The sequence below is a fragment of the Enterococcus sp. DIV1758 genome, assembly GCF_051711985.1.
GTDB classification, from domain to species: Bacteria; Bacillota; Bacilli; order Lactobacillales; family Enterococcaceae; genus Enterococcus; species Enterococcus faecalis.
Map to the genome: position 1 here is coordinate 410,900 of NZ_JBIOOA010000001.1, position 25,992 is coordinate 436,891.

The following is a 25,992-nucleotide window of genomic DNA, read 5'->3' on the forward strand; positions in this document are numbered from 1 at the left end:
TTTTCTTTGGTAGAATAAGGTTTTTCACTAAAAAATAAAAAAACTTACAAAAAGTAAGACAAAAAGCTTTACTTACTTTTAGTAAGGTAGTATAGTAAGCATGTAAACAAAATTAAATGAATTTACTGAGGAAATTCGAAAGGATGAACATATTATGTCAAAATTTACTGAAATGATGAAAAACCGTCGTTCAATCTATGCTTTAGGAGAAAACTTACCAATTTCAAAAGAAGAAGTAACTGCTTTAGTAAAAGAAGTTGTTAGAGAAAGTCCAACAGCTTTTAACTCTCAAACACAACGTGTTGTGTTCTTATTCGGCGATGCTCACAAAAAATTATGGGCAATGACTGAAGATGCCTTAAAACCATTAACTCCAGCAGAAGCATTTCCAAACACACAAGCTAAATTACAAGGTTTTGCAGCTGGTGCGGGTACAATTTTATTCTTTGAAGATACAGATATCGTGAAAAACTTACAAGATAGCTTCCCATTATATGCGGATAACTTCCCTGTTTGGTCTGAACAAGCAACTGGTTTAACACAAGCAAACGTTTGGACTGCCTTAGCGCAAGAAAATATCGGCGCAAACTTACAACACTACAACCCAGTCATTGACGAAGCGGTTGCTGCAGAATGGTCAATTCCTGCAAACTGGAATTTGCGTGCACAAATGGTCATTGGTTCCATTGAAGCGCCAGCTGGCGAAAAAGAATACATGGAAGATAGTGCTCGTTTTAAAGAATTCAACTAAATCATTGCTTTAGTAAAACGAAGAGGAAAGGAGTGAAAGCAAATGGTTCAAGCATTACCAAGTAATATTGGGATTCAACAAGTCACTTTGAAAGTGGCTGATTTAGATAAAATGGTAAACTTTTATACGAAAACAATTGGCTTAAAACTTTTAAAACAAGGAGAGGGACGTGCTTGGCTAGCGCCACAAGGCACCAACGATGCAATTCTTGTCTTAAAAGAACTAACAGCTGGGGAAGAAAATCAGGGTACCACTGGCTTGTACCATATTGCTTTCCTGCTACCAACCCGCAAAGATTTAGGCAATATGTTGCTGTGGCTTTTGCAGGAAAATGTGCAAATTGGCGCAGCAGATCATGGCTATAGTGAAGCCCTTTACTTAAGTGATCCAGAAAATAATGGCATCGAAATTTATTGGGATAAACCAGAAGAAGTCTGGGATATTCGTCCAAATGGTGAAATTATCGGTGTGACAGAAGAATTAGACGGTGATAGTTTAGCTGCAGAAGCTGACGGTCACTGGCTAGGAATTTCCGAAGGTTCTAAAATTGGGCACATTCATTTGAAAGTGGCCGATTTAGATACCACTGAAACGTTCTATAAAAACTTAGGGTTTGGCTTAAAGTCTAACTTTGGTCAACAAGCGAAGTTTTTTGCAGCGGGTCAGTATCATCATCATATTGGGACAAATACATGGAGCGGCAAACAGCTGCCAACGATTCAAGAAAATCAATTTGGCTTAGAAAATTACACCTTCCGTTTACCAACTGCGGCAGATTTAGAGATCGTCCAAGCCAATGCGGAAGAAGCAAAGTTACATTTTATTGCCAAAGATCATTTACTTGCGTTAGAAGATCCTAGCGGCATGATTATTCAATTTACCTATTAAAACCACTCTCAAACTAGCCCTTCGTTAGAAAATGAAGGACTAGTTTTTTTTGTCTTGTTTGCATTATTTTGCATTTGTTTGCAAAATAATGCAAAAGATGCTATCTTTACTTAGAAGAGGTGAGGAAGCATGTTGATTGAAGAACGTTTAGCCAAGATTCAAAAAATAGTGAATGAACAAAAAAGTATTTCCATGGAAGCGTTAGCGGAGCAAGTCTCCGTTTCAAAAGATACTATTCGACGAGATTTAATTCGTTTAGAAAAGGAAGGACATTTAAAGAGAACGCACGGTGGCGCTATCTCAGTGCAGTCTGAAGCAACTATTTATGATTATGCTCAACGAATAATGAAGCATCCAGAGAAAAAACAAGCGATTGCCCAAAAAGTTTGGGCAAATATTCCCAAACAAGCGTCCATTTTTTTTGATTCATCAACCACGGTGGAAGCAGCTATTCGAGCGATGGAAAATAGTCCGATTCACGCGATCACGAACTCTCTCAGTCATGCGCTACTTCTAGCGCAAATGGATCAGACAAAAATTACAGTACTACCTGGGCAACTGCATAAACAACAACTTTTTTTGTTTGGGGCAGAAACAGTCGCTAAGGTTGGGGAATTTGCCCCCGACTATACATTATTAGGTGTGTTTGCGTTATCTGAACAAGGATTATTTATTCACACAGAAGAAGAAGGTCAAGTCAAACGGCGAATGATTCAACAAGGCAAACAAGTCATTGCCTTAGCCGACCAAACGAAATTAAACAAAACGGGTTTATTTAAAATTTGCGAATTAACAGAAATTGATTGTTTAGTGACAGATACACGACCTGATGAAAAATTCTGTGAGCAGTTAGCGCAAGCAGGCGTAACGTTGATTGTCGCAGATGAATAATGGAGGATAATAATGAAGCGAAAAATTAATTATACACATATTGCTGAACCTACTGTTTTTGAGAATGTTTTTCCAACGTATTTGACGAATGAAACGATGATGGCGCGCAAGCAGAAAGTATTACAACGAATGGAAACAGAAAAATTCGATCAATTGGTTTTCTATGCAGACAAAGAGCATGGCAGTAATTTTGAATACTTAACTGGCTTTATTCCGAGGTTTGAAGAAGGACTCCTTGTGTTAAATAAGGATGGTGCGGCGACACTTATTTTAGGCAATGAAAATTTAAAACTGTGCCAACATGCCCGCATCTCAGCCGATTTAATTCATTATCCAGCTTTTTCACTACCGAATCAACCAATGGCTGGGGAACAAAAGTTGTCGCAGATTTTTGAAACGCTTCTCGATGAAACTGCTCAAAAAATAGGTATCGTTGGGTGGAAAATGTTTACGACACAACAGCAAGAACCTGCTACTATGTTTGATGTGCCACATTTTATTGTCGAAGCACTGAAAAAAGCGCTGCCGAAAGAAGCTCGTTTACTAAATGGGACCCACTTATTGATTGGAGCAAAGGGGGCCCGCACAACAAATAATGCCAACGAATTGGCGCACTATGAATATGGGGCGAATTTGGCTTCTCGCAGTATGTTAAAGGCCTTAAATGCAATTGAAGTAGGACAGCGTGAAACGGACATTGGGGCTTTGTTAAATGATGAAGGTCAAACGCCGACGGTAGTAACCATTGCGGCAACTGGACAACGTTTTGAATATGCAAACATGTATCCGACTGCCAAAGAAATTCAGTTAGGTGATGCCTTATCATTAACTACAGGTTACAAAGGCGGCTTGTCTAGCCGAACAGGTTTTGTTATTGAAAACGAGCAGCAATTGCCAGAAGCGCAACGTGATTATTTAGAACGCGTAGCAAAACCCTATTTTCAAGCTGTCGTTCACTGGCTTGAAACCATTCGAATCGGACTGTTAGGGCGAGAAATGTACCAAGCGATTGAAGAACAGTTACCAAAAGAAATCTATCACTGGCATTTGAATCCTGGGCATTTAGTTTCGGATGACGAATGGATGTCGTCGCCTATTTATCCAGATTCAGCCATTCGCTTGGAAAGTGGCATGCTCTTTCAAGTGGATATTATTCCTTCTGTACCTGGTTATACAGGGGTGAGTGCAGAAGAATGTGTGGCTTTGGCTGATGAAACATTGCAAAAAGAGATTCGGCAAACTTATCCAGACATGTGGCAACGGATTGCGACACGCAGAGCCTATTTAAAGGAGACATTAAAGATCGATTTACCATCGGAGGTTTTACCAATGTCTAATTTAGTTGGTTACTTACGGTCTTTTTATTTAGCTAAAGACAAAGCTTTGTGTGTAGAAAAACCAGCGCTTAAATGAATAGGCTCCTTTTTTTGAGTTTCTTTTGGGCCTTATTTATAATCAATATAGCGAAGGAAGAACACCAGAAGAGAGGCGTGATGGTAATGCACTATCCTGAACATCTGAAAAAAGCAGTTTTAGCTAAAGCGAAAGACTTACCATTAGAAGGTTTTGTGGAAGGTCAAGGTCCGCAACAGCCAAAAGTGATGCTGATTGGGGAAGCCCCTGGAAAAGAAGAAATTAAAGAAAACGTACCATTTATAGGGCGTTCAGGTCAATTGTTGATGGAACAATTACAACAAGTTGGCTTAAGTCGTGAAACGGTGTATATCACCAGTGCGGTTAGGAGTCGGCCTTTTTCTGTAAAAACGAAGCAGATTGCAAAAACGGGAGAAAGAGTAACCAAGTTTCCTAATCGAACGCCCACCAAAGAAGAAATCAAAATTTTTGCGCCTTTGCTTGATTGGGAAATCGCTGTTTGCCAACCTGAACTAATTTTGACACTGGGGAATATTGGGTTGCAACGACTTTTAGGACCAAAGCCAACAATCACTGCAGTGCACGGAACGGTCATTCAGTCGCCCATTCAAACATTTGATGAGCAATCACAAAACTATCATTGGACGCAGAAAACCTATCAAATCATTCCACTCTTCCATCCAGCGGCTGTCTTTTATAATTATCGTTTAAAAGAAGTCGTGAAAGAAGATTGGCAAGTGGTTCAAAAACAACTGCAACTGCTTAAGAAAGTTTAAAATGAGAAAAATAAAAGGATGGTTGTTTTTTCGAAGAGAGAATGCTACCCTAGAAGTATCAATAAATAGACAGATTATTTAATCGCTGGGTTGAATAATTGAAGGATTCTGATTTTTGCGTAAGCCTTGAAGCAAAAAGAATGAGTCCTTTTTTTGTTAGAAGGAGATTTGGGTATGGAGCAAACACAGCAAAACCATTTTACTGCGTTGTTTTATAAAAATGTTCTGTTAGGAATTTTAAGTATGGCGGCGCAATCAATTTTTATTTTGGCGGACACATTTTTCATTGCAAATGGAATCGGCACCGAGGCGTTGGCGGGGCTTAACATTGTCTTGCCACTCGTTAATATTATTAATGGATTAGGTTGGATGTTTGGCGTTGGCGGCGCTACGTTGTTTTCGACCACGGTTGCGCAAAAAGAAATCAAAAAAGCCAATCAGTATTTTAGTTTAACGATTGGGTTAGTTTTCGTTATAGGGAGTCTCTTTACTTTAGCGAGCTTGATTTTTTCCGATCAAATTATTCGGGGACTTCAGGGGACCGGTGTCTTGTTTGGTTTGGCAAAGGAATATTATATGATTTACCTTAGCTGTTCATTATTATTTATTTTAAACAATTGCCTGATTACTTTTTTAAGAAATGACCATAATCCTCGTTTGGCAACGATTGCTTTTGTCAGTGGGGGAATTGTCAATATTATTTTGGATTATGTCTTTATTTATCAATTTGGGTGGGGCATGGCAGGTGCGGCCATTGCAACGGTGATGTCACCTTTAACAAGCTTAATCCTGATTACGTTGCATAAGTGGTCGCCGCAACGAGTTTTACGTTTTGAAAAGTTTAAAGTGAAATTTCAGGATGTTCGAGAAATTATGTCGATTGGTTTTTCCTCCTTTTTAAATGAATTTTCTTCGGCCTTTGTCATGTTTTTATTTAATATTGTTTTGTTAAACTTAGTTGGTCATGTGGCGATTTCAGCTTATGCGATTGTTGCCAATCTCAATATTATTGTGATTGCCATTTTTACAGGGATTGGGCAAGGGGCGCAACCATTACTCAGCCGATACTATGGTTTAGGGGAAACGAAGGTGTTGCGTAAATTTGTTAAACTTAGCTTTATTACGTATTTGGTTGCCGGCTTCCTGTTCTTTTTAATCAGTCAAGTGTTTACGGGACAAATTATTGAGGTCTTTAATAGCGAAGGGAACGACCAGTTGGCGCAAATTGCTAGGACAGCCATCCGCTTATATGCGATTTCCTTCTTGTTTACAGGATTGAATTTTATGGGGATTTATTACTTTTCGGCAGTTCGTAAACCGAAAATGGCGCTAATGATTTCCTCTTTGCGTGGGTTCTTTTTAATTGTGCCAGTTTTATTTATTTTGGTGAAATTACTAGGATTAACCGGTGTTTGGTTAGCTATGCCCGTAGTTGAATTTGTTACGTTTGGACTAATGCTTGTGGGCTATCTTGCGTATCGAAACTATTTGAAAAAAAGAGAAGCAGTAACCTGATGTTGGTTACTGCTTCTTTTTTGCTTAGTTTACATAGTTTTCAGTTAAAGTCATGAATTGTTCCACATCTTTTAGGACTTGATCAATGCCGGCTTGCCAGAAATCAGGTTTTGTTAAGTCAACATTTAAATGTTTTTTCGCTAATTCTTCGCTTGTCATCGAAGCAGTGTCTCTTAATAACGCAATGTATTGGTCTTCAAAAGAGCTGCCTTGTTGATTGGCATACGCATAGATACCCATGCTGAATAGATAGCCAAAAGTATATGGGAAATTATAGAAAGGCACATCATCAATAAAGAAGTGCAATTTGCTCGCCCAGAAATGAGGATGATAACTGCCAAGACTATCTTTGTAGCTTTCTTTTTGCGCCGCTAACATTAATTCAGTAATATCTTCTTCCGCTACTAAACCTTTTTGGCGCGCTTGATAAAAATTATTTTCAAAGATAAAACGCGCATGAATGTTCATAAACATAGCAATGGCATTTTGCATTTTTGTGTCTAAAAGGTTAATCTTTTCAACGTCTGATTTGGCCTCTTTTAAGGTGGCGTCAGCAACAATCAATTCTGCAAAGGTACTAGCCGTTTCTGCTACGTTCATGGCATACTCTCGATTCAATGAAGGTAAATCCCACATCACGCTACTATGGAAAGCGTGACCTAATTCATGGGCTAAAGTAGCTACTTCGTTGATTGAATTGCCAAAGGTCATGAAAATCCGCGATTCTTGTGTTTCAGGTAATTCTGTACAATAACCCCCAGGACGTTTGCCTGGACGATCTTCAGCTTCAATCCAACTTTTTTCAAAAGCCATTTGGGCAAAATCAGCCATTTTCGGACTGAATTTACGGAAATTTTCTAAAATAAAGGCAGCGGCTTGATCAAAGGAATACGTTTTTTCTTCTAAATCACCTAAAATAATTGGTGCATCTTGGTCTTGCCAATCCATTTTTTCTTTGCCGAATAATTGCGCTTTGCGCGTTAGAAAGTCGACGAATGGTTGTTTATTTTTTTGGATGGTTTCCCACATAACCGTTAATGTTTCTTGACTCATTCGATTATAGTTTAAGGGATTTTCTAAATAATCTGTAGTGCCATGCAATTTGTAATCAGATAAACGGAACCCATCTAAGTGATTTAGGGTGTCTGCTAAAATTGAAGCTTTGCTACTCCAAGCTTTCTCCCAGGCTGTAAACAAACGTTGACGAACCTCTTTGTCAGGATCTCCCATCATGCGGTTAAAGGCTTGGCCTGCAGATAGTTCTGTCACAGAGCCATCTTTTTCTTCAAAAGGAATCACAATGGAAGCAACAATCGTATCGTAATGTGTACTCCAAGCATTTAAACCATCTAGAGAAAGCGTATTGATGATATTTTCTTCTTGTTCGGAAAGCAGTTTTTTTCCATCACGGCGTAATTCATTTAAGCGAAAAGCCATTGTTTTAAACGGTTCTTCGGCTAACAGGGCTTGCCAATGTTCTGCTGAAATCTCGGTGATTTTTTTAGTAAAAATGGTTTCAGCTAATTGAATCGCTGGCAACAGATTGTATAAATCGCCTGATAAAATTTTGGCCTTGGTATCATTAGTATTAGCAGATATTAAAGCAGTTAAAAAACTATTACATTGTGAAAAGCCATTTGAGATTTTCCCTTGTAACGTTAAGATTTCAGCAAATTGTTCTTTGCCTTGGGCACTTTCTGGTGTCCATTCTGTGATTAATTGATGATACTCTTTTGTTTGTTCGGTTAATTGAGTCATTCGTTGGCTAAGTTCTTTGGACTCGCTCCCATTGGGGAAAATACTGTCTAAATCCCATGTAATAGAATAGGTCATATCCAATCCTTCTTTCATTTTTTTCTTTTCAGTATATCATAAGACCTAAGAGAAGTTGTTTCTTTTTCCCTCGAAACCGACTATAATAAAAAAGAATTTTCCGTGGCAGGCACGGGGCAACTTGAAACCAAGAAAAGAGGATTATATGAAAAATTATTTGAAAGATAGCAATTTATATTTAGTCATTGCGTTTGTTATTATGGCCATTTTATTTTTCAGTTCATCACAGACATATGAACAGCAATCACAAGTTGGTCTTTTAGATAAACTTCTGAGCAGTCATCCTTTTGAAGAACAATTAAAAAATATTTCTTTTCAATATGCTGGCAGTGAAGTGAGCATTCAAGCTAGTGGTTATAGTAAATTTGTTGAATTTTTTATTCGTAAGGGAGCCCATTTTGGTACGTATTTTCTATTAGGTGGTAGTTGGTTCATTGGATTAGTGCCAAGGATCAAAGGCCTGTTTTTAACAGCTGTTGTTTCCTGGCTAGCTGCTACTGGCTATGCAGGTTTAGATGAATTTCATCAAATGATCACAGGCGGAAGGACCCCTCTTTTTCAAGATGTTATGTTGGATGCCATGGGTGCTTTGACAGCCATCGTTATTTGTTTGGTGGTTCATGGTTTGAAGAAAAATAAAAAAAGAAGACGCTAATTTAGAAGAGCTTCGTTTATTCGTCAGAACGGTGGGTAAGCGAGGGTCTTTTTTTGTAGCGCTTGTTCCTAACTGAAAAGAAGAGTAGAATAAAGGAGAATAGTAACGAAAAGTCAGGAGGAATCAAGGATGTCAGGACACAGCAAATGGAGCAACATTCAAGGGCGTAAAAATGCGCAAGATGCCAAACGTGGGAAAATTTTCCAAAAAGTTTCAAGGGAAATCTATATGGCGGCAAAAGCAGGTGGCCCTGACCCCGCAATGAATCCTGCTTTACGTTTAGCAGTCGATAAAGCTAAGTCAGCCAATATGCCCAATGATAATATTGCTCGCGCCATAAAAAAAGCCAGTAGTGCTGGTGAAGGGGAACATTATGACGAGGTAACTTATGAAGGATACGGGCCAGGTGGCGTGGCAGTTTTAGTTCATGCACTAACAGATAACCGCAACCGAACGGCCACCAATGTTCGCGTCGCGTTTACTCGAAATGGTGGCTCTTTAGGTGAAACGGGTTCGGTTAATTATATGTTTGATCGTAAAGGCTATATTGTCATTAAGCGAGAAGATCATGCAATTGAGGAAGACGACATGCTAGAAGTCGTTTTGGAAGCAGGCGGCGAGGATTTAGAAACATCACCAGAAGTATTTGAAATTTACACAGCACCAGAAGATTTTACAGCGGTTCGTGATGCTTTAGAACAAGCAGGTTATTCATTAGCACAAGCTGAATTAACAATGGTTCCGCAAACCTTACTAACCTTGAACGATGAACAAAAAGCGCAATTAGAGCGCTTGGTTGACAAGTTAGAAGACGATGATGATGTGTCAGAAGTATTTACCTCTGCAGAAAATCTATAAAATAAAGGGATGCTTGGCGTCCTTTTATTCATAAAATGAAAGCGGATACAGAATGGAGGGCATTTTGAAAAAGAGAATTTGTTTACAAGCAATCAGGGAAGAAGCGGAAGCCTATTATCGTAACGGTGATTTTTATTGCTCGGAAGCGATTGTGGCGACCATTCGGCAACACTTCGATGCGGAGATTCCCATTGAAGCTGTGGCCATGGCTTCTGGGTTTCCTGTAGGTGTTGGAGGAGCGAAGTGTATTTGTGGTGCTCTTTCAGGCGGGGTTATGTGTCTGGGCTACTTTTTTGGTCGGACAGAAGCCAAAGGAGAACAAGTAAATAAAACGATGGCTTTAGCCAACGAATTGCATCAAAGTTTTCGACAAAAGCATCGAGTGGTTTGCTGCAGTATTTTGACAAGTAAAATGACGATGGGTTCACCTGAGCATATGGAACAATGCATTGGCTTTACTGGGGAAATCGCTGAAACAACCGCAAAAATTATTGCACGAGAACTTGCTTACGAATTAGTCTAGTAAAAAATGAGAGAGGAGCAACCAGATTCGGTGAATGAATCTGGTTGCTCCTCTCTCATCTAATGCGTAATCAATTAACCAAGCACTTTTTCATAAGCTTCCACTTGAGATAAGACACGTTGGAGCTGTAATTCATTTTCAATATAGTTGATTGAATTACCTAAATCTTCTTGGCGGTTTGTTTCTAAACGATCGACTTCTTTTTTTGCTTCGTTCAATAAGTGTAGAACTTCTTCCTTAGATAACATGTACTCACCTCCTTGCGCAGTTCATCTACTATTAGTGTACTCCTTTTTTTCAAAAAAGGGCAATAATAGGATATTAAAAAACAAAAATAGCGGTTCTAACCGCTATTTTTGTTTACTCATGGCGTTGTTGTGCTAAAATCGCTTCGATTCGTTCTCTTTGATCTGCCAAAAAGTGAGGCAAATAAAGGGGGATTTCATCAAAGTTTGAACTTTGATTTTCATAGGCTTCGGCATCTAGCAGGCCTTTTTGTGTGGCTACTTCAAATAATAAGTGGTTCGGTTCTCTAAAATACAATGATTTGAAAAATTCACGGTCTTTAATTCCTGAGTTTGTAAAATTCTTTTCATCCAACAGGCTATCAACTTGCGTTAATTCTTGCGTATCTTCCACCCCAAAGGCGACGTGATGAACGCCACCAATTCCTTCAATGGCAAGCGGATTGGTTCGGTCATCAATGATATGAACCTCTTGATAAAACTGTGGATGATGATTTTCCAGAACAGTTACTTCATGTGCAGTTTCAAAAAAAGGTACTGTTTCTTTTTCATGCCAATGTAAATAATCCACTAAAGGTTGTTTGGTAGCTGCGGCATATTGGACGCGTAATTGAATTGCATCAATGCCTAAAATTGCATGTTCTACTGGAATTTCAGCATGCTCAGCTGGAAAATAATCTTCCGCATTTTCAAATTCACGTAACGGAACAAGCGCCATTTGTGTATTATCGGGCGCTTCAAAACGCAAAATTGGGTGTTGGTTAAATGTTTCCACACCATAGTGGCAGATACCCGCTTGCTCAAGACGTTCTGCCCAAAAATCCAAAGAGGCGCGCGTTGGTACTTTTAAAATAGTTCGTTCAATTGTATTTGTCCCAAATGATTGATCTTGGCCATCATTCAATTCAAAAAAAGTTAATTCGGTACCTGTTCGTTGCTCATTATCTGAGAAAAATAAGTGATACATGGTGTGGTCATCTTGGTTGATCGTTTTCATTAGTAATTTTAATCCCAGTGTATTATGATAGAAGTCAAATGTAGGCTTTATCAATCGATTTAAAATAGAGATGTGATGAATTTGTGCATACATAGTAAAATTCCTTTCTTGGAGGTTTATTAAATGAAACAATTTTTTCAAAAAGGGTCGAAACCTAATCAATTAGTTGTCGCTTTCCATGGTACTGGTGGCAATGAATATCAATTATTAACGACCATCGCAACCCTTTATCCAGAAGCGAGTGTTCTAAGTTACTTAGGGACAGAAGGTGTAGGCGAACAGCGACGCTTTTTTGCGCCATTAGTTAATGGAGCCTTACCTCGTGCTAACTTTGATGAGCGAGTGACTGCGTTTCTAGAAGAAGTTTGGCAACCGCAAAAGTTATACGATGAAGTTATTTTTATAGGGTACTCTAACGGTGCCAATTTTATTTTAGGCCTGTTAGAAAAGAACCCGACTATTGCTAACACTGTTATTTTACTGCATCCAAGCAATTTAGGCTATCAATATGTATCTGGTGAGTTTGCGACAAAAGTGATTGTCACAACAGGGGCTCAGGATGAGTTGAGTATTCCGGGACAAGTTCTTTCTTTAGCTAATCAATTAAAGAAACATTTTCCAGTCGACTTTTTACTAGTGGATGGCGGTCATGGTTTATCGGAAGAAGAAGTAACGAAAATAAAAGAAGTTCTTTAAAAACAAGCTGCAACCTCTGTTGATAAGTGGTTGCAGCTTGTTTTTTTCATGTGTGTTTAAATGATTTAGTTCTTTTTATTAATGAAAGCTTCCGCAAGAGCAAAGTCTCCTGCGTAAGGTTCATCTACGCCGTTTACTTTTTGATAAAGGTCGGCACCTTTACCAGCTAAGACAATCGCATCATCAGCCGTTGTGCTTAAAGATAATGCGTGAGCAATTGCTTCGCCACGATCTAAAACGGTGTAAACAGGCATTTCTTTGGTAATATGGGCTTGAATTTCTTGGCAAATTTTTGCTGGATCTTCACTGGCTGGGTCATCGGTTGTTAGGACTGCAACATCAGCCAATTCAGAAAGAACCCTACCAAAGTCTTTGCGGCGAGAAATCGCTTTGTCTCCCGTGCTACCGACAAGAACAATTAAGCGGCCGTCAGGATGTTCTTCACGGACAAAGGTTAAAAGATTCTTCAAACTGTCATAATTATGAGCGTAATCAACATAGACGGTTGCACCGTTGGTATTCGTTAAAGATTCCATCCGGCCAGGGACGGTGGTTGCTGCGATTCCTTGTTGACACTCTTCTTTTGAAGCTCCCACAAGGACACTAGCAATCGCCGCACTTAACGCATTACCTTTGTTAAAATCACCACCTAAACGAAGGTGATAAGAGCCGGCCAATCCTAACGCATCTGCAGGACTTTCAACGATAAAACGTAAGGAATCCTCTGAAGAAACAGCGAATGAATAGTCTACTTCTGGAGCCGGCTGACTGCCATAGACAATGGCTGGGACTTTTTGCTGTTGTGCAGTTTCTTTAAGTAATGGAAAATAATCAGCTTCGTGATTCAACACAATGACTTTAGAATGTGTAATCAATTGACGTTTGCAATAAAAGTAATCGTCAAAGGTTGGATGTTCAATTGGACTGATATGGTCGGGGGTAATGTTTAAAAAAATGCCGACATCAAAAAACAGCTTGTAGACACGATTAGTTTTGTAGGCTTGGGAAGAAACTTCCATAATAAAATGAGTCATCCCGTTAGCAACAGCGGTTGCCATCATTCGATACAAGTCCAAAGATTCGGGTGTAGTCAATGCAGATTTAAAGAATGTTTTGCCATCTAATGTCGAATTCATGGTAGAAAGCAAGGCTGTTTTTTGTTGTGTAGCAACATCTAAAATATATTTGGTGAAATAAGCCGCTGTTGTTTTACCTTTGGTTCCAGTAAAGCCAATCAGTTTTAATTTATTTTGTGGATAATCATAAAAAGCCATGCTTAACACAGCCATTGCTTTTTTAATGTCAGTCACGATAATTCCTAGTTGCGCCGGAACCTCATAAGGCACCTCAGAAACATAAATTTCTAGGCCGTCTTTTACAGCATTTTCTAAATAGATTTCTTTAAAGTTTAATCCTTTACAAAAAAAGAGTGTTTCTGCTGTTACGTCTCTCGAATCGTAAGAAAGAGCCGTTACTTCTCGTTGACCTAACGTGTCGGAAAGGGTCAAGTGCCAGCCTTCTGGTGAAATAAATTCTTTTAATAAATCTTCTTTTTCTAAGCAATCGCGAATTGCGAATAATGAAATCGTCACTTTTTTTGCCTCCAAACGTTTCAACGAAATTTCAAAACTGATGTCATTATAGCATTATTTTTCTTTTAAAAAAACCATCTCGTTAGCGTGAGAAAATCCATGAGAAATGTTAAAATAGGATAATTCTTCGAGAAAGTCGTTGCATATCCCAAGATGAACAATTAAAATAAAGAAAGCATACTCAAAGAATATTGGAGGACAAAATGATCAATCAACCAAATTCAGTTGATCAACCAATCCTGACGAACCAAGAAAAAATGGTCAAAGGCTCAGCTTGGATGACAGCTAGTAATATTATCTCCCGCATGTTAGGGGCGATTTACATCATCCCCTGGTACGCTTGGATGGGCGAGCACGGAAACGAAGCGAACAGTTTGTTTTCAATGGGGTATACGATTTATGCCTTATTCCTAATGATCTCTACCGCCGGAATTCCAGGTGCGATTGCCAAGCAGACCTCGCATTATAATTCATTGAACGAATATAAAATTAGTCGACAGCTTTTTTATCGTGCCTTACAACTAATGGGTGGCTTAGGTGTGGTTTTTGCTATTGTGATGTATTTGGCATCTCCGGCATTAGCAGCTTTGTCTGGCGGAGGTCCTGAATTAGTTCCAACAATGCGTTCATTAAGTTTAGCCGTTTTAGTTTTCCCAAGCATGAGTGTCATTCGCGGTTATTTCCAAGGAAATCAAGAAATGATGCCCTTTGCTTTATCACAAATTGTTGAACAAGTAGCACGAGTTTTTTACATGTTATTAACCGCTTTTATTATCATGAAAGTCTTTGAAGGTAATTACGTTACAGCGGTGACTCAAGCCACTTTTGCGGCATTTATTGGGATGCTCGCAAGTTTTGCGGTTTTAGGTTATTACATGTACAAACAAAAACCATTATTTGATTATTTAGAAGAACACAGCGCCAATGAACATGAGATTGCCCCAAAAGAGTTATTGATTGAAACTTTTAAAGAGGCGATTCCTTTTATCGTAGTTGGCTCAGGTGTGACGGTCTTTAAACTTGTCGATCAGTTTACTTTCTCAAACTTTATGCGTTTGTTTACGGATTATTCAGATACCCAATTACGAGAGCTTTTCGGTATTTTTAATGCCAATCCGGACAAATTAACCATGATTGTCGTGGCTTTAGCGACTTCGATTTCGGCTACTGGATTACCGTTAATTACAGAAGCGGTCACCTTAAAAAATCACCGTGAGTTAGCGCGTTTGATTAGTAATAATTTACAACTTTTTGTGTTTGTAATGTTGCCAGCAACGTTCGGCATGATTGTTTTAGCGCAACCACTATACACTGTTTTTTACATGCCAGATGCTTTAGGCACTTCTTTATTAGTGCAAGCTTGTTACGCTAGTTTATTCTTGGGCTTGTATATGTTAGTGTCAAATATGTTGATGGGGATGTATGAAAATCGTGACGCAATGCGTTATTTAGGAATTGGTTTAGCAGTGAAATTAATCGTGCAATTCCCCGCAATCCGTTTATTTGAAGTTTACGGTCCGTTATTAGCAACGATGATAGGCTTTACGGTTTCTTGCGTATTGATTCTAAGAAGAATTCGTCAAGTGACACGTTTTAATTACAAATTAACCTTACGGCGAACATTATTAATGTTCTGTATTACAGTCATCATGATGATTATCGCTTTGATTTTCCGTCAGTTCTTGTATCTATTTTTAGATCCAACTAGACGTTTCCAAGCCTTCATTATCGTTGTAATTGTGGCTGCTGCAGGAGGCGCTTTTTATGGCTATTCGGTCTTGAAGATTCGCTTAGCTGATCGTTTATTAGGGAAAAATGCCGCAAAATTACGTGCAAAATTCAATATTAAATAATAGCTGATTGAACTCCTTTCAGCAGATTCTCTTAAGAGACAAGGCTTGAGACATCGATCGATTCGATTTATGTCCCAAGCTATTTTTTTAAAGGAAAGAGGAATGACGATGCGTTTAGATAAATTTTTAGCCGATGTTGGTATCGGTAGTCGTAAAGAAATCAAACAATTGTTAAAGAAAAAAGTCGTTACGGTGAATGGTGACGTCGTAAAAGAAGCCAAAACACAAGTAAATGAAGAAACAGATCAAATTGCCTTGATGGGAGAAATTCTTACGTATCAGAAATTCTTTTATTACATGTTGCATAAACCACAAGGTGTCATTTCTGCGACGGAAGATCAGCGAGATGAAACGGTAATTGACTTGTTAACTGATCAGGATTACCGTGCCGACTTGTTCCCAGTTGGTCGCTTGGATAAAGATACTGAAGGCTTGCTTCTATTAACAAATGATGGCCAGTTAGCGCATCAATTATTATCACCCAAAAAGCATGTGGATAAAGAATATTTAGCTGAAGTTGAGGGACTTGTGACAGCGGAAGATTGTCAACTGTTTGCGCAAGGATTTGCCTTGAAAGATGGAGAAATGGTTAAACCAAGTCGTTTAGTCATTGAGACGATCAATGAGGAAGAAGGGACTTCCGTAGTTCGTTTAGTGATTCAAGAGGGAAAATTCCATCAAGTCAAACGGATGTTAGCCACTGTAGGCAAACCTGTGACGTATTTAAAACGATTACGAATGGGCGAACTATGGTTAGATGAAACGTTAGAACTAGGGGAATATCGGCCCTTAACAGAAGACGAATTGCAACAACTACAACCTAAACAATCATACCTCAATTAAAATAAACAAAAACCCAGCACTTTCTGCGGAAAAGATAAAAATTTTCTCGAAAAATAGTGTCGGGTTTCTTTCTTTTTCTGCATAAAATGGTATGATTGACTATGTAGAACTTTATGAATAGGAGTGACAACAAATGACAATTGATTGGACAAAAGAAGTCGAAGCACGTAAAGACGACTTATTAGAAGATTTACAAAACTTATTACGGATCAACAGTGAACGTGATGATGCGCAAGCAACACCTGAAGCGCCCTTTGGACCTGGACCAGTTGCTGGCTTAAAACACATGTTAGCGTATGGTGAACGTGATGGCTTTACGGTGAAAAATGTCGACAATTACGCTGGACACATTGAATATGGTGAAGGCGACGAAACGTTAGGAATTTTTGGTCATATGGACGTTGTTCCTGCTGGTGATGGTTGGGAAACAGATCCTTATGAACCAGTCATTAAAGATGGCAAAATTTATGCACGTGGTGCAAGCGATGATAAAGGCCCAAGTATGGCTGCTTATTACGCAATGAAAATTATCAAAGAATTAGGCTTACCCGTGTCTAAAAAAATCCGTTTCGTAGTAGGAAGTGACGAAGAAAGCGGCTGGGGCGATATGGATTACTATTTCCAACATGAAGAAGCGCCAGACTTTGGTTTCTCACCAGATGCTGAGTTCCCAATTATTAATGGGGAAAAAGGAAATGTGACTATTCGTTTAACTTTCCGAGGTGGTAACGGTGCTGATTATAAATTAGAAAGCTTCAAATCTGGCTTACGTGAAAACATGGTTCCGGGAACAGCAGATGCTGTTGTAACGGCTGCTTCAGCAGACGAAGCGGCTTCACTAGCTGCTAGCTTTGAAACATTCATCAAACAAGAAGCAAAAATTTCAGGTAACGCAGAACTTTCAGATAAAACAGTGACTTTCCATGTAGTTGGTAAAGGTGCTCACGGTGCTAGCCCACAATCTGGAATTAACGCAGCGACTTTCTTGGCAACTTTCTTAAATGATTACAGCTTTGCAGAAGGCGCATATAGCTTTATTAATACCATTGCTGAATTTATCCATGAAGATTTTTATGGTGAAAAATTAGGCGTGGCTTTTGAAGACGAAAAAATGGGTAAATTGACAATGAACGCTGGGATTGTTAACTTTGATCCAGAAAATCCTGAAAATAGCTTAGTAACATTAAACTTCCGCTATCCAAAAGGAACTTCAGCAGAAGAATTACAAGCAAAAGTTCAAGCAACAGTCGGTGAAACGGTCACTGCAACACAAGGAGATCGCAACCAAGAACCGCATTATGTACCAGTTGATGATCCATTGGTGGCAACGTTACTACAAGTTTACGAAGACCATACAGGCGAAAAAGGCCAAGAACAAATCATTGGTGGCGGTACTTATGGCCGCTTATTAAAACGTGGTGTTGCCTATGGCGCAATGTTCCCTGGCTACACAGACACAATGCACCAAGCCAACGAATTTATGGAATTAGATGACTTATTCCGAGCAGCTGCTATTTATGCAGATGCGATTTATCGTTTAGCGAAGTAAATAGATTTTTAAATCCATTCACTTCCTTTTCATTCCTTTTTAAATGTTGACAATATGGTATTATCAATTTTAAAGAAATGAATAAAAGTGATTAATAGTTAGTATTTGTTGTGATAAAGTTGTGGAGTTTTGACTGATTATGTCTAAACTCCACAACCTATTTTTTTGCTTTTTAACGTGATATTATCATTAATAAATATTGATATTAAAGCATTTTAAATTTAATTAAGCTATAAAGTTGTGGAGTTAACCTACTTTAGTCAAAACGCCACAACTATTTATTAACGCTTATTCAAACGCTCCGAAACTGCACTCACTACGCTCGGAGCCGTTTCATATTTTAAGTGTGTATATTTTTCTGTCATTACTTTATCAGTGTGTCCTAGATAAGCGGCAACATGTTCTTTTGGAACTCCTGCTATAGCTGCTTGAGTTGTGAAAAAATGTCTTAGCATATGAGGAGTAGCTTTGATCCCACATTCTTTCGAAACTCTATCAAACCATCTATTCAATTGAGTAGGGTGAAATGGCTTCGCTGTTCTAGGGTTAATAAGTATAAAGTCATCTCGATGTAGTATTTCCCCAAAGTCTTTTTTGATTTCTCTTGCTTCAGTTAAGACAGTGTTCAAGGCTTGGGTGCCTAGTTCATCAAGTGCGATATACCTTTCACTTTCAGCTGTTTTAACTCCGCCTTTACTTTGACCATCTTTAGATGTGGCATTCGTCCTACTATCTTCTAAATGAATCATCAGATTACCTGTTAATTCATTTTGACTAATTACTTTAGGTGTTATACCACATACTTCACCACGTCTCATTCCATAAATACATAGATACACACATGAGTATTCGTATTTTGTTAGTATTCTTTTTGCAGTATCCATCCAAGACCAGTATTCGTCAAGGCTCAGATGTTTGTTTCTGGCAGGTTTTTCTGCGTCACCAATATACACACGTTGAAGCCTATTTCTTTCTATCACACCGCAGTAAACAGCATCATTTAGCATGGCCATGAAAGCTATGTGGATAGAACGAACAGAATCTTTTCTTAACTTTTTAAGTAATTCTACAATATATAATTCGTAGTCATTTCTGTTTAATTGAATAAGTGGTAAGTTACCATATTTTGGTTTTATATGGTTTTTGTACAAGGAATCGTTTCCTAGTCTAGTGTCCTTAGACCATACTTTCTGCACAACTTTTTTATTAGCATATTTTTCCCAATAATCATTTACAGTTAATTTGCGGTTTAATAGTATACCAGTTTCGTTTCTTAAAGCTAAATCATCAATCTCTTTTAATCTAGCTTTTGCTGCAGTTAGCGTTTTGAATTTCGACTCATCAAATGGGGTCTTTACACCGTTAATTGTTACAGATTTTCGTATACGATACATAGTACCGTTTCTTTTTGTTTCGTAAGATAAAATACCAGGATATTTTGTTGGTTTATATTTATTTGCCATTATTAAAATTCCTTTCTATTGCCGGGCAGGCTATTAAAAAGGGTGGCATCACCTCCTTTAAATCGAATGTATGTTCTTTTTTTGTGGATTTTTTTAAGCTTAACTTTAGTTAAGCTTCTCGGTTTAATCTTTTTATAAAGCTAGGATAAGAAATTATGGATTGTAAATTTTTTAATGCTGTTTGCCCGAATACTTCTTCTTTATAAGGATTTAAATATTTGAATAGAGCAGTGTTTTTGTTTAATCCTATGTTGTGTATTAAATAGTTCATTATTCTGCAGTGTAGTGCAGCTTTGCTAATTTTACAAAGAGACATTATACTGTGGAACGAATTTCCTTCCAATATATAATTAATTAGTTTAGTGTCATTTAAGTATAAAATAGATGCTATTATATTTGCTTCATCTTCAAACGGTAGTATTTCTTTAGGATAATGATCTTCAATATTTAATGATGCAAAAATTTGCATATACTTTTTTGAAGAGCAATGAAAATATATGTGGGCTAACTCATGTAAAATAGTGAATATCAGACGATGTCTCATCATATCGAAGTTCAAAAATATTTTATAATTATATCCATCAGTTACAGTAAACCCAGAAACTCTTTCTTTAAATGTCGGGTAAATTTTGTAAATGGTGTCGTTGATAAATTTGTAATCTGGATTAATTATCCTGTCGTTATCATCGAAAAATACAATTTCAATATTGAAGTTATTAACAAAATAATCTATAACTTCATGATAAGTTATTTCGGAAATAGGTATGGCTGCCCAATCTGAAATAACTTTTAAAAGAAATAATGCATTTTCTGAATAATTATTGTAATCTTCTGAATCAACATCTCTGTATTCTAACATTTTTTTATTATACATCAGCAACAGTCCTTTTTATTTTTTCTTGTCTCTTTCAAATAAGTCTTTTGCAACAGACATTAATTTATCTAGTGATTCATTGAATTCTCTCTTTTCTTCATCATTCATACCAGCAGTATTTTTTCTAAACATTACGATTAACTCATCTTCTTCTGGGTCTAATTTTTGCATACCAGATGTTTCCCTACCCAATAGATAATCAGTTGTAACATTAAAATAGTCTGCCACATTTTGCAATTTATCAGCAGTTGGTGTAGTTTTCTTCCACTGATAAAATAGGTTTTCACTATAACCTAGTTCTTTTGCGACTTGTTTTAAGTTTTTTCCACGCTTTGCAGATAACTCTTTTATTCTCTCAAATAGTGTCATTCTAAGCACCTCAAAATTTTGCCTGAGAAAATATAAAATTTTATGCTTTTTCTATTGACAAAAGTATAAAATGTAGTTATTATTATCTCGTAAGCAAGAATATTTACAAAATAACGTACTAAACAATACGCATTAAAACAGCTCCCCAGCAAGAATTAATGTGATGTGTAGGTGTATTTTGTATGCATTAATTGTACTACATTTTATACTTTTGTCAACAATATTTGTAAATATTCTTGCTAATTTTATAAAAGAAGGTGAGATAAGTGAAAACGACTTTAAAAAAAGAAGTCGCAATTACTCTAGCTGTTAAGGGCAAAAATCAAGCTTGGCTAGCGGAAAAGTTGGAAATCAACGAAGGATATCTTTCTAGAATTCTAAACGGTAGAGTTCAACCAAAAAAACAAATTAAGAAAATTAGAGAGTTTTTGGAAGAGGTGTAAGTAATGAATATCCAATTTGATTCAATTAGCACAAAAAAATTTTTTGAATGGATTGCTTCTAAATTTTTAGAAATAACACTTCCGATAATAGAAAGAAAGTTATCTGAAAATCAAGATGAAGAATTATTAAACCGAAATGAAGTTTCTAAAAGAATTTTGAAGTGTGATGTAAAGACGTTTGATGAACATTATAGATATGCTAGTGGATTTCCTAAAATTGTTAAGGAAGGCAAAGAAAAATATCCTAAAAAATTGGTTGAAAAATGGATTCATGAAAATACTCAATATTAATAAGTCGGGCGGGCTATAAAAATACAAAAGGAAGGGGTATGTCTAGTGAATCAATTAATAAAAGTTACAACTAATGAAAATGATGAACAGTTAGTAAGTGCTAGAGATTTATATGGATTTTTAGGTATAAAGAAAAGATTTAGCGCTTGGTGGAAACAGTATGATGAAATGTTTATAAAAGAAGAAGATTTTACGAGTGTACCTGGAGGTACACCTGTCTCAGGAGGGAATGGAAATATTCAATATGTATCTGACTATGTATTGAAACTTGATGTTGCAAAGCATATTTCAATGTTAACTAAAACAGAAAAAGGAAAAGAAGCTCGTAAATATTTTATTCAGCTAGAAAAGTTTTGGAATAGTCCAGAAATGGTGACTAAACGTGCTCTTGAATTTCAACAGAAGAAAATTGAAAAGTTAGAACTGGAAAATCAAGAATTGAGGCCAAAAGCATTATTTGCTGATGCAGTAAGTGCCAGTGAAACTAGTATTTCAGTTAATGACATGGCAAAAATATTAAAACAAAATGGTTTTGATATTGGACAGAATCGATTGTTTGATTGGTTGAGAAAAAGAGGATATCTAATCAAAAGAAGAGGAACGAGCTTCAATGTACCAACACAAAGATCAATGGAATTAAAAATATTTGAAATTAAAGAAACTACCATCGTTCATTCTAATGGGCAAACTTCTATTAAAAAAACACCAAAAATTACTGGAAAAGGACAAAGATACATTCTAGATAAGTTTTTTGATGAAATTGATAGAGTGGGAGTTTAGATATGAAGTGGATAATGTTTCTCGACACAATAATCCTGTTGATTTGTATGATTAAAGCTTTTTATATTCAAGAATTCATTTATGCAACTGCCTTTGGAGTTCTATGGATTGGGTTGACAGTATTTTATAGGAGGATAAAGAACGATGAAAGATAAATTATTTAGGAGAAGATTTTCCGCAGTAGGTTTTGTATTTTTAGCTAGCTACTTGTTAGGAAGAGGGGATATAGAACTTTTTAAATCAACTTGTGTATTAGCTATCGTTTTATTTTTATTTTCATTTGACCTTGCTGTGGAAGATGAATCTGTAAAGCGTAGAAAAAAATATAGGGAGATTAGAAAACATGACATTAACATTTAAAGCGGTAGAATCTGGTAATTTCGATTTAATATACACAATTCCTTTAGAAGTAGGACAACGATATGAAGAACTTACGTCTTTCAATCGTGGAAGAGATTTTAACAGTGAAGTAAAAACGTACATGACAGGATTTGTTAAACGATTCAAGCACTGCTTAACAAGTGAAAACGAGCAGGCATTGAATGAACGATTAGTAAAATACAACAAATTAGTTGTTGATTTAAGAACGGATATTCTTCAATCAGTGAAAATTCCATCAATAATGATTTGTGGCGGCTCTAATTATCCAGCTCGCCAAAAGAGAAAAGAAGTTGAACGTGTCCATGAAAAAGAACGAGAACTTTACTCTGATGAAGGAAAACATGCGAAATTTATTGAAAATACTCGTAAAATGTTTGATCCTGTGTTGATTGAACGACAACAAAAGATTGACGAAAAACGTCAAGAAAAAGCTGAAAAAGAAGGTTGGCAATCTTTTTATAAGGAAATCAAGCATGATGAAATTTCAGGAATTGGAATGGATTTAGATGATAACCGAATTTTTGTTACAACGAATGGAAAGCCTTCAGATGAAGTAAAACCATTACTAAAAAAAGCAGCCATGCGTTGGTCGCCACGCAACGAGCGTTGGCAACGAATTTTAACAGAGAATGCTATTTATTCAATTAATAGGAATCTTTTAGAAGTATTAAACATTAAAGAAAAATTTTGAAGGGAGAATTTAGATGTCTTTTAGTGATAAACGAAAACAACTATTTGAACAATCAATTGTGGATGCTAACAAATGGTACAACAAACAAAAGGGAAATATCTATATTAAGCAGCAGAAAGAAAAGCGGGGTGTTTAGATGTTTCAAGCGGTTGGCAAAGATAGTTTGAAAATTTATGTTGTCGAGAAAACGAAAGCCCTGGTATTTCAAAAGCTTAAAGAAAAATATCCAGACACTGCGATAAATAAGGCAGTATTTCCAGAAGCATTATTTATCCGAGAAACAAAAAAGTGACTCTGCCGCCAAGCGTAGAGTCACAACAAAATTAATTGATAGGAGAATTATAGCATGAAAGTAGATTTTGACACAATTGGCAGAATCGTTTTGCGAGATGATTATTCTCCGTACGGAGCAATAATTTTTGAAAAAGATTGTAAGAATAACAGAGTAGCTATTTATCAAGATTCTGAAAATGAGCATATCCGATCTAAATTTGAAAATTTAGATGAATCAGCGGAATTTGAAAAAAATGAATTGATAAAAGGACTTCAAAAAGTTATTTCATTACTGAAAGAAGGGGAATAGATGGAAAATAACAGCGAAAGATTAAATTCATTGTTTGATGGGATGTTTAAACTTAAAAGCAAATTAACTCAACCAAAATTTGACGCAGAAGTTGCCTACTCAACGAAAAAAGGTTCAATGAATTTTCAATATGCAACGCTAAAAGCGATTGAAGAAGCAATTAGAAAAGCTGCACAAGAATCAGAAAGCGGAATTGATTTTCAACAAAATGTCGTCAATGAGAATAATGCGTTAAAAGTCACAACAATTATTACTCACGTTAGTGGTCAATATATAGTTCATGGACCTTTTGAATTTCCAAACAGCGGGACAAATCCTCAAGGATTAGGAAGTTTAACGACATATGCAAGACGTTACTCGCTTTCGGCAGCGTTTGGAATTGCAGCAGATAAAGACGACGATGGCCAAACGGCAGCTGAAAAGAACAATGATACATCGAATGTTAATTTGATTAGCGGTAAACAGTTAGCCACGTTAAACGATCATATCAGACAACTTTCTGAGTTATCGAATTCTGAACTTGACTATGTGCGGAATGAACTAAGTAAAGAATTGAATGTTGATGTCAATGAAAACATGCCGTCTAGTATGTTCAATAAAGCTATTGAAGTTCTGAAGCAATGGATACAACAATTCCAGCCACAACCAGAAGAAAACATTACATGGGGGCAAAGCTAATGACAAACGAATTAACAACAGAATTGCAGTTTAATGTTGATTTTAAAGCTAGTGAAATCACTATCCAAAATGAAGCACAGTTGGCTGAGATGGTTGAGAGCGCAGTTAACCACTATTCAACAATGGTTTTCACAGATAAAAACATTCCAGAAGCTAAAAAAGCAAGAGCAGACTTAAACAAAGTTGCGACGTTGCTAGATGATCAACGCAAAGCCGTTAAAAATCAGTATAATAAGCCATTAAAAGATTTTGAGGAAAAAATTAAAAAATATACTGAAAAAATCAGTGAGGTTAGTTCAGGAATTAACGAAAGTATCCAATCATACGAAGAAGTAGAAAAACAGAAACGAAGCGAAAAGCTTCAAAAAGTAATTGCTGAAATGTCTGAAAACTACAATGTATCCATTGACGAAATTGAAATTCCTAGTTCGTGGACTAATAAAACAGCTTTCACAGTTAAAGGTGAACCAAATAAGAAAACTATTGAGGAAATAGCGGCATCGATGGTAGCAGTTGCATCTGAAAAAGAACGTATAAAAAACGATAAGCTCATTGTTGAAAATTATGCTAAGGCAGTTGGCCTTGACTCGTTTTCTTGGGTCGCATTAATTGATAAAGGGTCTACTGCACCAGAGCTGATAAAAGAAATCGATTCTGCCGTTGCTTTAAAAAAAGAACAAGAAGAACGAGAAAAAGCAAAAAAAGAGCACGACGATGCTATTGCTGCTTTGAAAACTGAAACAATCAACAATAAAACGGTTGACACTGCGACAGGTGAAATCATCACGGAAGAAGCGCCAAAAACCAGCAAAAAACAACAAGAGAAAACAGTTACGTTAAGACTAACAGCAGAGCATCAAAAGTTAGTTGCTCTAAACAATTTTATTATTAATAACGGGATTCAAGTGGAAGTGATTGAATGAACCTGAACAATGTTTATTCTGCTGTTATTAAGAGTTTGAAAAACAACTCAATAACAGCAGTAATAAACGAAGCAATAAATATTGAACGATTAAAAACCATGTATTTTGATTATACAGGGCCAAGAGAAGTTGAAATAAGATTTATTGATCCGAGAAAATTTAGTGTTGCCCAACGTCGATTTATCTTTGCAATGCTAGAGGATATATTCTCTTTCACAGGGCAAGAAACGGAAGTGTTAAAGGAAATGTTCTATCTCAGGTTTGAAGCGTTACAAGGCTATGAAATTAGCCTCAGAAACGACTCAACGAACACAATGGACGATGCAACCATTTTAGCGAACATTATCTTGAATTTTATCTTTGAAAATAATATTCCTTTCAAAAAAGGATACGACATTTTACCAGCAAATCAAGAATATTACTTTTACAAATGTATCACTAACCGAGTTTGTTGCATTTGTGGCAAAACTGGTGCAGATATTGACCATTTCGATAAAGCTCTAGGTCGGCGGAAAAGAAAAAGTGTGGACCACACAGAATACACTTACGCTGGTTTATGTCGATGCCATCACACAGAGAAACACAACATTGGTATTACAGCATTTAAGAAAAAATACCATGTTAAAGGTATCAAATTGAACCAAGAAACTATTAAAAAATTACACATAGGAGGATGA

At 36.9% G+C, this 25,992-nt stretch carries 31 protein-coding genes; 24 read left to right on the top strand and 7 right to left on the bottom strand.

Annotation, left to right across the window (positions count from 1 at the left end; all coding sequences use genetic code 11):
• Positions 1-154: 154 nt before the first annotated feature.
• The 6 genes from IGJ52_RS02140 (at position 155) to IGJ52_RS02165 (ending at position 6,195) form a co-directional block, all read left to right on the top strand.
• Positions 155-751, top strand: a complete 597-nt coding sequence (locus IGJ52_RS02140; RefSeq protein WP_002355475.1) for a nitroreductase family protein — start codon at positions 155-157, stop codon at positions 749-751.
• A gap of 42 nt (positions 752-793) precedes the next feature.
• The gene (locus tag IGJ52_RS02145) at positions 794-1,639 is read left to right on the top strand and encodes a VOC family protein (protein ID WP_002355476.1); all 846 of its coding nucleotides are present in this window, start codon (positions 794-796) and stop codon (positions 1,637-1,639) included.
• Positions 1,640-1,768: 129 nt separating this feature from the next.
• The gene (locus tag IGJ52_RS02150) at positions 1,769-2,530 is read left to right on the top strand and encodes a DeoR/GlpR family DNA-binding transcription regulator (RefSeq protein ID WP_002375902.1); all 762 of its coding nucleotides are present in this window, start codon (positions 1,769-1,771) and stop codon (positions 2,528-2,530) included.
• A 12-nt stretch (positions 2,531-2,542) separates the two neighbouring features.
• Positions 2,543-3,943 (top strand): M24 family metallopeptidase, encoded by a 1,401-nt coding sequence (locus IGJ52_RS02155; RefSeq protein ID WP_438791860.1) that lies wholly within the window; start codon positions 2,543-2,545, stop codon positions 3,941-3,943.
• An 86-nt stretch (positions 3,944-4,029) separates the two neighbouring features.
• Positions 4,030-4,680 (top strand): uracil-DNA glycosylase, encoded by a 651-nt coding sequence (locus tag IGJ52_RS02160; protein WP_002355481.1) that lies wholly within the window; start codon positions 4,030-4,032, stop codon positions 4,678-4,680.
• A 174-nt stretch (positions 4,681-4,854) separates the two neighbouring features.
• Positions 4,855-6,195, top strand: coding sequence for an MATE family efflux transporter (locus tag IGJ52_RS02165; RefSeq protein ID WP_002367982.1), 1,341 nt, complete (start codon positions 4,855-4,857; stop codon positions 6,193-6,195).
• A 24-nt stretch (positions 6,196-6,219) separates the two neighbouring features.
• On the opposite strand, the gene IGJ52_RS02170 is transcribed toward IGJ52_RS02165, so the two are convergent.
• Positions 6,220-8,046, bottom strand: a complete 1,827-nt coding sequence (locus IGJ52_RS02170) for a M3 family oligoendopeptidase (protein WP_016614127.1) — start codon at positions 8,044-8,046, stop codon at positions 6,220-6,222.
• A gap of 127 nt (positions 8,047-8,173) precedes the next feature.
• Here IGJ52_RS02170 and IGJ52_RS02175 point away from each other — a divergent pair, with 127 nt between their 5' ends.
• The 3 genes from IGJ52_RS02175 to IGJ52_RS02185 all read left to right on the top strand — a co-directional run bounded on the left by IGJ52_RS02175 (position 8,174) and on the right by IGJ52_RS02185 (position 10,064).
• Complete coding sequence (locus IGJ52_RS02175; RefSeq protein WP_002366143.1) at positions 8,174-8,683, top strand: VanZ family protein; 510 nt, start codon at positions 8,174-8,176, stop codon at positions 8,681-8,683.
• Between the two features lie 129 nt (positions 8,684-8,812).
• Complete coding sequence (locus IGJ52_RS02180; protein WP_002361233.1) at positions 8,813-9,541, top strand: YebC/PmpR family DNA-binding transcriptional regulator; 729 nt, start codon at positions 8,813-8,815, stop codon at positions 9,539-9,541.
• Positions 9,542-9,593: 52 nt separating this feature from the next.
• Positions 9,594-10,064, top strand: coding sequence for a C-GCAxxG-C-C family protein (locus IGJ52_RS02185; protein ID WP_002384891.1), 471 nt, complete (start codon positions 9,594-9,596; stop codon positions 10,062-10,064).
• 74 nt (positions 10,065-10,138) lie between these two features.
• On the opposite strand, the gene IGJ52_RS02190 is transcribed toward IGJ52_RS02185, so the two are convergent.
• Positions 10,139-10,312, bottom strand: a complete 174-nt coding sequence (locus tag IGJ52_RS02190; protein WP_002355495.1) for a hypothetical protein — start codon at positions 10,310-10,312, stop codon at positions 10,139-10,141.
• Between the two features lie 112 nt (positions 10,313-10,424).
• Positions 10,425-11,399: a ring-cleaving dioxygenase gene (locus IGJ52_RS02195; RefSeq protein ID WP_002382960.1), complete on the bottom strand. Its 975-nt coding sequence runs from the start codon at positions 11,397-11,399 to the stop codon at positions 10,425-10,427.
• Between the two features lie 30 nt (positions 11,400-11,429).
• On the opposite strand from IGJ52_RS02195, the gene IGJ52_RS02200 reads away from it, so the two are divergent.
• Positions 11,430-12,002, top strand: a complete 573-nt coding sequence (locus IGJ52_RS02200) for an alpha/beta hydrolase (RefSeq protein ID WP_002358653.1) — start codon at positions 11,430-11,432, stop codon at positions 12,000-12,002.
• 65 nt (positions 12,003-12,067) lie between these two features.
• Here IGJ52_RS02200 and IGJ52_RS02205 read toward each other — a convergent pair whose 3' ends face one another.
• A complete protein-coding gene (locus IGJ52_RS02205; RefSeq protein WP_002371461.1) occupies positions 12,068-13,594 on the bottom strand; it encodes a UDP-N-acetylmuramoyl-L-alanyl-D-glutamate--L-lysine ligase in 1,527 nt (508 codons plus the stop codon).
• A gap of 203 nt (positions 13,595-13,797) precedes the next feature.
• On the opposite strand from IGJ52_RS02205, the gene IGJ52_RS02210 reads away from it, so the two are divergent.
• From IGJ52_RS02210 to pepV, 3 genes are all read left to right on the top strand, one after another.
• Entirely contained in the window at positions 13,798-15,447 is a 1,650-nt protein-coding gene (locus tag IGJ52_RS02210; RefSeq protein WP_002364837.1) for a putative polysaccharide biosynthesis protein, read from the top strand.
• A gap of 108 nt (positions 15,448-15,555) precedes the next feature.
• The gene (locus tag IGJ52_RS02215; protein ID WP_010824393.1) at positions 15,556-16,290 is read left to right on the top strand and encodes a pseudouridine synthase; all 735 of its coding nucleotides are present in this window, start codon (positions 15,556-15,558) and stop codon (positions 16,288-16,290) included.
• Positions 16,291-16,423: 133 nt separating this feature from the next.
• The gene (gene pepV / locus IGJ52_RS02220; RefSeq protein ID WP_002358655.1) at positions 16,424-17,839 is read left to right on the top strand and encodes a dipeptidase PepV; all 1,416 of its coding nucleotides are present in this window, start codon (positions 16,424-16,426) and stop codon (positions 17,837-17,839) included.
• A 281-nt stretch (positions 17,840-18,120) separates the two neighbouring features.
• On the opposite strand, the gene IGJ52_RS02225 is transcribed toward pepV, so the two are convergent.
• The 3 genes from IGJ52_RS02225 to IGJ52_RS02235 all read right to left on the bottom strand — a co-directional run bounded on the left by IGJ52_RS02225 (position 18,121) and on the right by IGJ52_RS02235 (position 20,545).
• Positions 18,121-19,302 (bottom strand): tyrosine-type recombinase/integrase, encoded by a 1,182-nt coding sequence (locus IGJ52_RS02225; RefSeq protein ID WP_438791861.1) that lies wholly within the window; start codon positions 19,300-19,302, stop codon positions 18,121-18,123.
• 109 nt (positions 19,303-19,411) lie between these two features.
• Positions 19,412-20,176: an ImmA/IrrE family metallo-endopeptidase gene (locus IGJ52_RS02230; RefSeq protein ID WP_023894908.1), complete on the bottom strand. Its 765-nt coding sequence runs from the start codon at positions 20,174-20,176 to the stop codon at positions 19,412-19,414.
• A 15-nt stretch (positions 20,177-20,191) separates the two neighbouring features.
• Entirely contained in the window at positions 20,192-20,545 is a 354-nt protein-coding gene (locus IGJ52_RS02235; RefSeq protein ID WP_002370871.1) for a helix-turn-helix domain-containing protein, read from the bottom strand.
• Between the two features lie 266 nt (positions 20,546-20,811).
• On the opposite strand from IGJ52_RS02235, the gene IGJ52_RS02240 reads away from it, so the two are divergent.
• The 11 genes from IGJ52_RS02240 to IGJ52_RS02290 all read left to right on the top strand — a co-directional run bounded on the left by IGJ52_RS02240 (position 20,812) and on the right by IGJ52_RS02290 (position 25,992).
• Positions 20,812-20,988 (top strand): helix-turn-helix domain-containing protein, encoded by a 177-nt coding sequence (locus IGJ52_RS02240; protein ID WP_002370869.1) that lies wholly within the window; start codon positions 20,812-20,814, stop codon positions 20,986-20,988.
• 3 nt (positions 20,989-20,991) lie between these two features.
• Positions 20,992-21,279 (top strand): hypothetical protein, encoded by a 288-nt coding sequence (locus tag IGJ52_RS02245; RefSeq protein ID WP_002370867.1) that lies wholly within the window; start codon positions 20,992-20,994, stop codon positions 21,277-21,279.
• Between the two features lie 45 nt (positions 21,280-21,324).
• A complete protein-coding gene (locus IGJ52_RS02250) occupies positions 21,325-22,059 on the top strand; it encodes a phage antirepressor KilAC domain-containing protein (RefSeq protein ID WP_010830772.1) in 735 nt (244 codons plus the stop codon).
• A gap of 144 nt (positions 22,060-22,203) precedes the next feature.
• The gene (locus IGJ52_RS02255; protein WP_438791862.1) at positions 22,204-22,419 is read left to right on the top strand and encodes a hypothetical protein; all 216 of its coding nucleotides are present in this window, start codon (positions 22,204-22,206) and stop codon (positions 22,417-22,419) included.
• The gene (locus IGJ52_RS02260) at positions 22,403-23,131 is read left to right on the top strand and encodes a hypothetical protein (protein ID WP_016629890.1); all 729 of its coding nucleotides are present in this window, start codon (positions 22,403-22,405) and stop codon (positions 23,129-23,131) included. The genes IGJ52_RS02255 and IGJ52_RS02260 overlap by 17 nt, the downstream gene beginning before the upstream one ends.
• Positions 23,132-23,144: 13 nt before the next feature.
• Positions 23,145-23,267: a hypothetical protein gene (locus IGJ52_RS02265; protein WP_010830774.1), complete on the top strand. Its 123-nt coding sequence runs from the start codon at positions 23,145-23,147 to the stop codon at positions 23,265-23,267.
• Entirely contained in the window at positions 23,268-23,423 is a 156-nt protein-coding gene (locus tag IGJ52_RS02270) for a hypothetical protein (RefSeq protein ID WP_002370862.1), read from the top strand.
• 54 nt (positions 23,424-23,477) lie between these two features.
• On the top strand, positions 23,478-23,714 hold the full coding sequence (locus IGJ52_RS02275; RefSeq protein WP_010830775.1) for a hypothetical protein: 237 nt from the start codon (positions 23,478-23,480) through the stop codon (positions 23,712-23,714).
• Positions 23,715-24,392, top strand: coding sequence for an ERF family protein (locus IGJ52_RS02280; RefSeq protein ID WP_438791863.1), 678 nt, complete (start codon positions 23,715-23,717; stop codon positions 24,390-24,392).
• The gene (locus tag IGJ52_RS02285) at positions 24,377-25,315 is read left to right on the top strand and encodes a DUF1351 domain-containing protein (protein WP_438792176.1); all 939 of its coding nucleotides are present in this window, start codon (positions 24,377-24,379) and stop codon (positions 25,313-25,315) included. Before IGJ52_RS02280 ends, IGJ52_RS02285 begins: the two co-directional genes overlap by 16 nt.
• Positions 25,312-25,992, top strand: a complete 681-nt coding sequence (locus IGJ52_RS02290; RefSeq protein WP_048948850.1) for a putative HNHc nuclease — start codon at positions 25,312-25,314, stop codon at positions 25,990-25,992. Before IGJ52_RS02285 ends, IGJ52_RS02290 begins: the two co-directional genes overlap by 4 nt.

Coding starts and splice junctions, on each gene's coding strand:
- IGJ52_RS02245 (WP_002370867.1), top strand. CDS start 20,992: ATGAATATCCAATTTGATTCAATTAGCACAAAAAAATTTTTTGAATGG.
- IGJ52_RS02280 (WP_438791863.1), top strand. CDS start 23,715: ATGGAAAATAACAGCGAAAGATTAAATTCATTGTTTGATGGGATGTTT.
- IGJ52_RS02180 (WP_002361233.1), top strand. CDS start 8,813: ATGTCAGGACACAGCAAATGGAGCAACATTCAAGGGCGTAAAAATGCG.
- IGJ52_RS02150 (WP_002375902.1), top strand. CDS start 1,769: ATGTTGATTGAAGAACGTTTAGCCAAGATTCAAAAAATAGTGAATGAA.
- IGJ52_RS02155 (WP_438791860.1), top strand. CDS start 2,543: ATGAAGCGAAAAATTAATTATACACATATTGCTGAACCTACTGTTTTT.
- IGJ52_RS02170 (WP_016614127.1), bottom strand. CDS start 8,046: ATGAAAGAAGGATTGGATATGACCTATTCTATTACATGGGATTTAGAC.
- IGJ52_RS02290 (WP_048948850.1), top strand. CDS start 25,312: ATGAACCTGAACAATGTTTATTCTGCTGTTATTAAGAGTTTGAAAAAC.
- IGJ52_RS02270 (WP_002370862.1), top strand. CDS start 23,268: ATGTTTCAAGCGGTTGGCAAAGATAGTTTGAAAATTTATGTTGTCGAG.
- IGJ52_RS02215 (WP_010824393.1), top strand. CDS start 15,556: ATGCGTTTAGATAAATTTTTAGCCGATGTTGGTATCGGTAGTCGTAAA.
- IGJ52_RS02185 (WP_002384891.1), top strand. CDS start 9,594: ATGGAGGGCATTTTGAAAAAGAGAATTTGTTTACAAGCAATCAGGGAA.
- IGJ52_RS02265 (WP_010830774.1), top strand. CDS start 23,145: ATGTCTTTTAGTGATAAACGAAAACAACTATTTGAACAATCAATTGTG.
- IGJ52_RS02235 (WP_002370871.1), bottom strand. CDS start 20,545: ATGACACTATTTGAGAGAATAAAAGAGTTATCTGCAAAGCGTGGAAAA.
- IGJ52_RS02200 (WP_002358653.1), top strand. CDS start 11,430: ATGAAACAATTTTTTCAAAAAGGGTCGAAACCTAATCAATTAGTTGTC.
- IGJ52_RS02260 (WP_016629890.1), top strand. CDS start 22,403: ATGACATTAACATTTAAAGCGGTAGAATCTGGTAATTTCGATTTAATA.
- IGJ52_RS02175 (WP_002366143.1), top strand. CDS start 8,174: ATGAAAAATTATTTGAAAGATAGCAATTTATATTTAGTCATTGCGTTT.
- IGJ52_RS02275 (WP_010830775.1), top strand. CDS start 23,478: ATGAAAGTAGATTTTGACACAATTGGCAGAATCGTTTTGCGAGATGAT.
- IGJ52_RS02255 (WP_438791862.1), top strand. CDS start 22,204: ATGAAAGATAAATTATTTAGGAGAAGATTTTCCGCAGTAGGTTTTGTA.
- IGJ52_RS02285 (WP_438792176.1), top strand. CDS start 24,377: ATGGGGGCAAAGCTAATGACAAACGAATTAACAACAGAATTGCAGTTT.
- IGJ52_RS02160 (WP_002355481.1), top strand. CDS start 4,030: ATGCACTATCCTGAACATCTGAAAAAAGCAGTTTTAGCTAAAGCGAAA.
- IGJ52_RS02190 (WP_002355495.1), bottom strand. CDS start 10,312: ATGTTATCTAAGGAAGAAGTTCTACACTTATTGAACGAAGCAAAAAAA.
- IGJ52_RS02230 (WP_023894908.1), bottom strand. CDS start 20,176: ATGTATAATAAAAAAATGTTAGAATACAGAGATGTTGATTCAGAAGAT.
- IGJ52_RS02165 (WP_002367982.1), top strand. CDS start 4,855: ATGGAGCAAACACAGCAAAACCATTTTACTGCGTTGTTTTATAAAAAT.
- IGJ52_RS02225 (WP_438791861.1), bottom strand. CDS start 19,302: ATGGCAAATAAATATAAACCAACAAAATATCCTGGTATTTTATCTTAC.
- IGJ52_RS02145 (WP_002355476.1), top strand. CDS start 794: ATGGTTCAAGCATTACCAAGTAATATTGGGATTCAACAAGTCACTTTG.
- IGJ52_RS02210 (WP_002364837.1), top strand. CDS start 13,798: ATGATCAATCAACCAAATTCAGTTGATCAACCAATCCTGACGAACCAA.
- IGJ52_RS02140 (WP_002355475.1), top strand. CDS start 155: ATGTCAAAATTTACTGAAATGATGAAAAACCGTCGTTCAATCTATGCT.
- pepV (WP_002358655.1), top strand. CDS start 16,424: ATGACAATTGATTGGACAAAAGAAGTCGAAGCACGTAAAGACGACTTA.
- IGJ52_RS02195 (WP_002382960.1), bottom strand. CDS start 11,399: ATGTATGCACAAATTCATCACATCTCTATTTTAAATCGATTGATAAAG.